Here is a 7087-nt window from a genome sequence, read left to right on the forward strand (position 1 = left end):
ATTCTTGTGGGGAGTAGGGGTTGGGCGTCCCGCCCGCCCAAAAAATACAACAGAACAGGCAAGATGCCTGTTCCACAAAGAGTGAAATTCGGTGTTCCACAAAGAGTAAAAATCTTGTGGGGAGTAGGGGTTGGGCGTCTCGCCCGCCCAAAAAATACAACAGAACAGGCAAGATGCCTGTTCCACACAGAGTTAAATTCGGTGTTCCACAAAGAGTTAAATTCTTGTGGGTTGGGCGTCCCGCCCGCCCAAAAAATACAACTTAAATGCTAGACAGCTTACCTCTTTAATTTAATCTTTTTCGAGGACTATTTGCCAATGCAAAACCTGCTAAATATTCTGTCCAATACTGATTCTGTCACTTCTTCCCCCGTAACTTCCCCCAATGCTTGAATTGCACCGCGCAAATCTATTGTCCAGAAATCTAAAGGCAATTTATTGCTCATAGTCTCTGTGCATTGTTCCAGAGAAATTTTAGCTTTAGTTAACGCCGCTGCTTGCCGCTGGTTGATGGCTAAGTCTGAGTTTGCTGCTTGCAAATTTCCCCCGCTGACGGCATCTAAAATTGCTGTTTCTAAGTCTTCTATGCCTCGATCGATGGCGGCCGCTGTGGTAACTATGCGGTGAATTTCAGAGGAAAAAGGTAATTCGGGGAGTGTTTTTACTAGGTCGATTTTGTTGATAATTATAATTAGCTGGCGGTGCTTTACTTGTTCGTAAATCTCCGAATCGCCCTCTGTCCAACCAGATTCTGCGTCAATTGTCAACAACACTAAATCGGCTTGTTTTGCTGCAGCGCGCGATCGCTCAACGCCAATTTTTTCTACCTTGTCTTCGGTTTCTCGAATGCCCGCAGTATCGAGCACCTGCACGGGAATTCCGCCTACAACTAGCTGCGATTCTACCACATCCCGCGTCGTACCGGGCAAATCCGTGACGATCGCCCGATCGCTCTTACTCCACGCATTCAACAAACTCGATTTTCCCACATTCGGCCGCCCAACAATCGCTACTTTCAAACCAGTTCTCAACAATTCGCCGCGATCTGCCGTCGCCAAAATTGTTGACAATTCCTCCAAAACATGATTTATTTCCAAAGATGTTTTAGCTTCATCTAAAGGCGGCAAATCTTCCTCAAAATCAATTCTCGCCTCAATTTCTGCCAGCACATCCAAACAAGTTGTTCTCAATTTGCGAATGGGGTGCGCTAATTTTCCCTGCAAACCCGCCAAAGCACTTTGTGCAGCCGCGGGCGATTTTGCTCCCACCAAATCTGAGATACTTTCAGCTTGAGTTAAATCCAGCCTCCCGTTCAAAAAAGCCCGCAGCGAAAACTCTCCTGGCGCGGCTAATCTCGCCCCATTTTCCAAACACAACTGCAAGACTTGCTGCACGGCCATAATGCCACCGTGACAGTGAAATTCCACCACATCTTCGCGAGTAAAAGAACGCGGCGCTTTCATGATTAGCAGCAAAGCTTCATCGACTAATTCTTGAGTTTTGGGGCGGCGGATGTGGCCGTAAAGAATGCGGTGAGACTCCCATATTTGCCGTCCTGGGGCGCGAAACAGAGTTTCGGCAATTTTTAAGGCGGCGGAACCGGAAACTCGCACAATGCCGACGCTGCCTTGTTGGGGAACTATGGCAGTGGCGATCGCTGCGATCGTTCCTCCTTTTGTTAGTGATTCAGACATTTTTATTGTTCACACATTTAAAAGTTCTCTCAATCTCCTGTTTTTGAGTATCAGGCAATTGCTTCTCGGTATTTGAGAGTATAAATCTCTAGTTCGTCATTCAAAAAATTAAAATAGTCGCCCTTTAGGGCAAAATGCACCAGTTTCCGGGTCGAAGCGTAGGAGATATTTGGTAATCTTTTCCCTAGAATCGCTAATTGCTCGTCGGCTGCGAGAGACCAGATAACTTGAATTAGGGATTCAACCACTTGTACGTTCATTTGACTGACCTCCGGCTTGGTTGTTAAATTATACATATCTCATTGACAGGATAAACAATTTCAGCATTTTTTTTCTAAAATATTAGAAGAGCGTGGCAACAGCGATGGACTTGGCTAGCCAATCCGATCGCCCGTTTGTCCAGTCAGTCGATTTTAGATTTTAGATTGACTCCACAAATGAATCGGGTAGCTTGAACATGGGTCTAAAATTTTGGGAGGCTAACGACTCCTGTCGGAAAGCAACTATCCGTTTTTGGGTAGGAGTCACGGATCGATCGAACTTAAATTACTCAGCCAAATATTTTGGCTATTCTGATTTCATGCGATAATGGAAAATTGACCGAAAGCATCCAGGATACAATCCCCCGGATTCATCCGTGGAGAAAGAAAAAACCTGTATCCGATGAAACTTGCCCCCCGAATTTATCTGTGGGGTCAATGCTTCAATCTAAAATCTAAAATCTAAAATCTAAAATCGATTGACAGGGTAGAGGGCAAAGTATGATTGGTCAACTTCTAGACAGACGTTACCGCATCATTAAAGTCACAGACTCAAGTGAAGTGGGAAAAACTTATCTAGCAGCAGATACTCACCGTCCCGGGTATCCGCAATGCACGGTTAGAGAAATGCGACTCCCCGGCACAAGTTCGCAAACTCCAGAATTAGTCAAAGTTTTATTTCAAAGAAACGCAGAAATAATTGAAAAATTGGGAAAACACGACAAAATTCCCGAATTATTGGCATATTTTGAGGAAAATCAAAGTTTATACTTAATTGAAGAATTTATTGCCGGATTACCTTTAAGTCAAGAACTAATACCCGGTCAACCTTGGGATGAAGACCAAGTAATTAATCTGCTATCAGAAATATTAGAAATTTTGGTGTTCATACACGAGAAGGGTTTTATTCACCGCAGAATTCAACCAGACAGAGCGATCCGGCGCGAGTCAGACGGCAAATTTGTATTGGTAGACTTTAGCTTAGACAAAGAAATTAACCCGGAACTTGCTAACTGTCATTTGTTGTCGCAAACTTCCCCGAACTCTGTTAAACGGCCTGTGGCAAAAAAACAGGATTTGGCGGCTCAGGATTTATACGTGCCGATCGAGCAATCGAGCGGCAACCCCCGTTACAATAGCGACATCTACGCTCTAGGTACGATCGCCCAGATTGCCGTCACGGGACTCTCACCCAACGAACTGAGTGCCTTAAAAAACAACAAAAACGAAATTCCCTGGCGAAACCGGGCAACTTGTTCGCCTGCCCTAGCAGATATTATCGATCGAATGGTGCGCCCCGACTGCGAGGAACGCTATCAGGAGGCAGCCGAAGTTTTAGCAGACATCAAACAAATCGCCGTAAAATTGGAGGTTGAGCCGCCGCCAGCCACAATCATCACGGACGCTATGAGTCAACCGCGAAGACAAAGCCAAACCAAACTCCTGCTGTTGGCTGCAACAGCGGCAGCTTTAATCTTGACTGCACTGATAATTTACTTTTGGCAGAGTCAAAGTCCGGCGAGGTCAAAAGAATTGTTAGCCCGCGGCGTTATCAAGGCGCAGCAAGGTGACACAACAGGCGCGATCGCCGATTATACTCAAGCGATCGCCCTGAATGCCAGCGATGCGGAAACTTACTACAAGCGGGCAAACGCTCGCTACGACATGGGCGCCACCGAGCAAGCAATACAGGATTACACGCAAGCAATTAAAGTCAATCCTAGCCACACCAAAGCTCTCTACAATCGAGGTATGGCCCGCCTCGACATCGGGGACAAGCGGGGGGCCGTGGAAGATTTCACCCAAGTAGTGCGACTCAATCCCAGCGACGGTGAGGCCTACTCTCAGCGGGGTTTAGCCTACTACGATTTGGGCGACTACCGCACAGCAATTGAAGACTACACTCAGGCAATTCGGCTCAGTCCCAACGATGCTACAGCTTACAGCAATCGGGGTTTAGCTCGATCGGCAGCAGGCGACAAAACAGGAGCAATGGCAGATTTTACTCAAGCCCTTCAAATTAGCCCCAAACAAGCTGGCGTATACTACAGTCGTGGTCGAGCGAGATTTAATCTGGCAGATTATCAAGGAGCGATGGAAGATTATACTAAGGCGATCGAATTACAACCCGATCTCGCTGATGCTTATACCAATCGGTGCAGCGCTTACTTGAATTTGGCCACCTACGACAAAGCGATTGCAGATTGCACCGAAGGAATTCGCCTCGATCCAAAAGATGAAGCAGCTTACAACAACCGCTGCATTGCTTATCTGAATTTAAAACAATTTCAAAAGGCTAGCGAAGATTGCAGTTTGACGATCGGACTCAACGGCAACAATCCCAAAGCATACAGCAATCGAGGATTAGCTCGATCGGCTTCAGGAGACAAGCAGGGAGCTTTAGAAGATTTTACTCAAGCAATTCGGCTCAATCCCAGCGATGCAGTAGCTTACAGCAATCGCGGTACTATTTACTCAGAACTAAAAAATTACCCTTTAGCAGTTGAGGATTTCGCTCACTCGCTGCGGCTCAACCCCAACAATGCTAGCGCTTTTTATAGCCGGGGCCTCGTCCGCCGCCAACTCAAAGACCGTGCTGGGGCGATCGAGGATTTTCAGAAAGCTGCAACCCTCTTTCTAGAACAAGGAAGAGCCGATGGTTTCCAAAACGCACAATCACAAATCAACGACCCTAAATAAACTATTAGTCACCATTCAGATGTTAAAAAAAGCAGCAAAAAGGCAGAAGGGAGAAGAAAAAAGGAAGAAACAAGAAAGCAAAATTACCAATTACCAATTACCAATTACCAATTACCAATTCCCCGTTACCAATTCTAAATTATAGATATGAACATGGTTGGTCAACTTTTAGACAGGCGTTATCGCGTAGTGCAAATTCTCAGTTCAGGAGCTTTTGGACAGACTTATTTAGCTGTCGATACTCGCCGACCGGGCCATCCTCAATGTGTAGTCAAACAACTGCGCCCTCCCAGCAACACTTCCACAGTTCTCAAAACAGCTTATCGCTTATTTAAACAAGAAGCAGAAATATTAGAAAAGCTGGGAAAACACGATCAAATTCCATTTTTACTAGCTTATTTTGAAGAAGCGAATCAATTCTACCTCGTTGAAGAGTTTGTCCCCGGACACGCCCTAAATAGGGAAATTGTGGCCGGTCAACCTTGGCGAGAAGAACGAGTGCTGGATCTGTTGCAAGAAGTGTTACAAGTTCTCGCCTTCGTACACTCTCAGGGAGTGATTCACCGCGATGTTAATCCCTCCAACTTAATCCGCCGCAAACCAGACGGCAAATTAGTTTTAATTGACTTTGGTTCGGTTAAAGAAGTTGCGAGTCACGTCAGTGACTACGATACCGAATTTCCGCGCACCATTGCTACTGGTACTCCGGCTTATATGCCGATCGAACAATTTCAAGGCAACCCGCAATTTAGCAGTGACCTCTATGCAGTCGGGATGATGGCAGTCCAAGCTATCACTGGTTTACCCGGTACGGATTTGCCAAAATTGCAAGATCCGAGTCCTTCTCATACCGGGGAAATTGTTTGGCGAAACCGAGCTCAATGTTCTGTGGGATTAGCCAATATAATTGATAAAATGGTCTGTCACCAATTTGCCAAGCGCTATCAATCTGCGGATGAAGTTTTGCTAGCTCTGAGCAAGTTGAGACACCGCCAAGAACCGATGAATCCGGCTCACAAGAAAAGTATGGCTCCCACCTTAGTTTCTTCTGATAGTTTTTCGTCACGTTTGGGAAGTCGATTTTGGTTGCTGATTTTGGCAGGCGTCGGGGCGGCAATAGTTCTGATATTTCTGTTTAGTTACTGGCGCCGCCCGAATCCGATTAAAGCTAAAGAATATTACGAACAGGGAGTGGAAAAGTCTCGCAATCAAGATGCGGCGGCCGCTTTGCAGGCTTTTAATAAGTCAATTCAATTGAATCCTAAAAATGCCGAGAGTTTTTACCAGCGCGGTAATGCTAATTATGATTTACAAAAGTATCAAGAAGCAATTGCGGATTATTCTCAGGCGATCGCTCTCAATCCTAAATATGTTCAGGCTTATTTTAACCGCGGCCTAGCCCGTCACGATTTTAACGACACGCGCGGGGCGATTGAGGATTACACTCAAGCTCTGAATCTCCAGCCCAAGGATGCTGATACATATTATGAAAGAGGAGTTGCTTATTTAGAACTGCAAGATTACAAGATGGCTATTCAGGATTTTAATGAAGTAATTCGGTTGCAGCCGAACCTGGTTAAAGCTTATCATTCGCGGGGGCTGGCTCGTGCTGGGAGCGGCGATTTGCAGGGGGGGATTGGAGATTATACTGAGGCAATTAAACTTGATGCTAAGAATGTTGATGCTTTTTACAGTCGGGGGAGAGCTCGCTTTCACCTAGGAGATTATCAGGGAGCTTTGGCGGATTATTCTCAGGTAATTGCGATCGATCCCAAGAGTGGAGATGCTTACGCTAATCGTTGTAGCACCCAGTTGAATTTAGGAGCGCATCAAGCGGCAATTGACGATTGCACGCAGGCAATTTCGCTGAGCGAGGAGGATGGGGTTCCTTACAACAATCGCTGCATTGCTTATTTAAATTTGAAGGATTATCCCAAAGCAATTGCCGATTGCACTCAAGCGCTGACAGTGAATCCGAATGATTTTAATGCTTTTAACAATCGCGGTTTAGCTCGCAGCGCCGGGGGTGACGCCCAGGGGGCGATCGCAGATTTTACAGCAGCAATCGGGTTCAATCCCAACAATGCTGAAGCTTACGCCAATCGGGCTAAGATTTATCAGGACTTAAAGAATTACAATAGTGCGATCGCAGATTACGTGCAAGCTATTCGGATCAGCCCGAATTATGCGGCTGCTTACTACGGTAGAGGCATGGTTCGTAGCTCCTTGGGAGACAAAGCAGGAGCCATTAGCGATTTAGAAAAAGCGGGCAAAATGTTTCTCGATCAAGGACTTACTGGCGGTTACAAAGATGCACAATTTGAGATTGAAAAACTCAAGTAGTCAATCGATTTTAGATTTTAGATTTTAGATTTTAGATTTTAGATTTTAGATTTTAGATTTTAGATTTTAGATTTTAGATTTTAGATTTTA

4 protein-coding genes are annotated in these 7087 nt (G+C 45.5%); 2 read left to right on the forward strand and 2 right to left on the reverse strand.

Features of this window, described 5'->3' with window-relative positions:
• Positions 1-308: 308 nt before the first annotated feature.
• Positions 309-1694 carry a tRNA uridine-5-carboxymethylaminomethyl(34) synthesis GTPase MnmE gene (gene mnmE / locus QT987_RS23665; RefSeq protein WP_333245094.1) on the reverse strand — a complete coding sequence of 462 codons (1386 nt, stop codon included), beginning with the start codon at positions 1692-1694 and terminating at the stop codon, positions 309-311.
• Between the two features lie 50 nt (positions 1695-1744).
• Complete coding sequence (locus QT987_RS23670) at positions 1745-1954, reverse strand: hypothetical protein (RefSeq protein WP_333057296.1); 210 nt, start codon at positions 1952-1954, stop codon at positions 1745-1747.
• Between the two features lie 501 nt (positions 1955-2455).
• Between QT987_RS23670 and QT987_RS23675 the strand changes: the two genes are divergently transcribed.
• Positions 2456-4654, forward strand: a complete 2199-nt coding sequence (locus QT987_RS23675; protein WP_333245097.1) for a tetratricopeptide repeat protein — start codon at positions 2456-2458, stop codon at positions 4652-4654.
• 153 nt (positions 4655-4807) lie between these two features.
• Entirely contained in the window at positions 4808-6997 is a 2190-nt protein-coding gene (locus QT987_RS23680; RefSeq protein WP_333253972.1) for a tetratricopeptide repeat protein, read from the forward strand.
• Positions 6998-7087: the final 90 nt, after the last annotated feature.

The sequence above is a fragment of the Microcoleus sp. SVA1B4 genome (genome assembly GCF_036700545.1).
GTDB lineage: Bacteria > Cyanobacteriota > Cyanobacteriia > Cyanobacteriales > Microcoleaceae > Microcoleus.